Genomic DNA, 1,950 nt, shown 5'->3' on the forward strand with positions numbered 1-1,950 from the left:
TTTATGGCTTATTTTAGTTAATTAATTACTAAAATAACTATTAAGCTTAAAAATAAGGTTTTCATTCATATAAAAAGTGCTACATTTGCATTTACAATTTACAAAATCAAAAATATGACCTCCAGTATTTTTTTCAGTATTAATAAAATGGCAATGGAAACCATTAACTCCCAATGTATTGGCAAAAGATGGAGTTCAAAAACCAACAATATCACCATTAATATTTTTAGCATTAAGAATTCCTTGTTGTTCTGATGCTTTTAATAAAGTTGGATATGGTTTTTTTTGCCATGAAACAGTTCTTGTTTTTATTTCCGAAAATAAACCATTAATTTTAATCCCATAAAATAAATTTAAACTTGGTAAATTATCTACAATAACTTGCTGAATTTCTTCATAACTAGTTAGTTGTGAAATATTAATTTTTTGATGTTCTTCAAAAAATGCCATAACAGCAAATGGACTTGTCATACTTGCCGTAACTTCATTAACTGTTCCATCTGATTTTAATTGATACCCCACACCATCTAGCACAATTAATTCACCATCTAAATGGTCAAAAGTTCCTAATCCAAAATTACCTTGCTTTAATAACGTCCCAAGCTTAATCATACCGTCAAAATTACCAGCAGCTAAACTTGTTATTGTTGAAAATTGATAAACATTACTAAATTTTTGAATCATAACTAATAAAACTCCTTTTTCTAAGTAAACTTTTTGTTGAAATTGTTTATTAACATTATTTAAACATAAAATTAAAGAAAAAAACATTTCATTCTTGAAATGTTTTTTATGCTTTACCTTTGCATCCAAACCATGATGTTAATTCATCAAATGTTGCTTTAATTGCTTCATATCCAGGTTTTAATAATTTTCGTGGGTCAAACCCTTTCCCATTTTCTGGTTTGTCTTTTCCCTCTTCAATATATTTTCTTGTTGCAGCAGCAAATGCAATTTGTAATTCAGTATTAACATTTATTTTACTAATTCCTAATGAAATTGCTTTTTTAACTTGTTCTTGCGGAATTCCACTACCACCATGTAAAACCATTCCAATTTTTGCAGCAGCTTGAATATCTTCTAAAGGTTGAAAATTTAAACCTGGTCATCCAGTTGGATAAGGACCATGAATATTTCCAATTCCTGCAGCAAGAAAATCAATTCCTGTTGCTACCATTTCCGCAGCTTCTTTTGGATCACCAATTTCACCAGCACCAACTACACCATCTTCTTCTCCACCAATTGTACCAATTTCAGCTTCAACTGATATACCATTTGTTTTTGCATATGCTACTACTTCTTTTGTATTTTTTAGATTTTCAACAAATGGGTGGTGGCTACCATCATACATCACTGAGGAAAAACCAGCATCAACTGCCATTTTACAACTTTCTACTGATTGACCATGATCTAAATGTAATGCTACTGGAACAGTAATGTCTAATGAGTCTAATAACGCATTAACCATCGCAACAACTAAATTATAACCTCCCATATATTTAATCGCTCCCTCTGAAGCTCCTAAAATAATTGGTGTTTTTGTTGCTTGCGCAGCTTCTAATAAAGCTTTTGTTCACTCTAGGTTGTTAATATTAAAATGACCAACAGCATATTTATTTTGATGTGCTTTTTTAATTATTTCACTAGCATTAACTAATCTAGCATGATATTTTTGTCCCATAATTCTTTTCCCTTCTAATATAAAATATTACGATAATATTATAAACTTTTTATTTTAAAAAATAATATAAAAWAACTTTAATTTTGTCGAAAACTCTTGATATTTATAAAATATACCTAAAATTAGGTATATTTTTAATATATGGAGGTAAATAATTAATGAAAAAAATAATTACAGAATTAATAAATAGCTTAACAGATGATCAATTTTTAGAATTTTATGAAAAAATAAAACAACAAGCAGACTTAATTAAAAAACAAAAACGTTTA

2 protein-coding genes are annotated in these 1,950 nt (G+C 28.2%); both read right to left on the reverse strand.

All coding sequences use genetic code 4. The features are described from left to right. Window positions 1-21: 21 nt before the first annotated feature. Window positions 22-771, reverse strand: a complete 750-nt coding sequence (budA, locus tag EHV01_RS05120) for an acetolactate decarboxylase (protein ID WP_422066515.1) — start codon at window positions 769-771, stop codon at window positions 22-24. 19 nt (window positions 772-790) lie between these two features. Beyond that, complete coding sequence (gene fba / locus EHV01_RS05125) at window positions 791-1,681, reverse strand: class II fructose-1,6-bisphosphate aldolase (protein WP_422066516.1); 891 nt, start codon at window positions 1,679-1,681, stop codon at window positions 791-793. Window positions 1,682-1,950 lie beyond the last annotated feature (269 nt).

It is taken from the genome of Spiroplasma sp. hy2 (genome assembly GCF_044714365.1).
Lineage (GTDB): Bacteria > Bacillota_I > Bacilli_A > Mycoplasmatales > Mycoplasmataceae > Spiroplasma > Spiroplasma phoeniceum.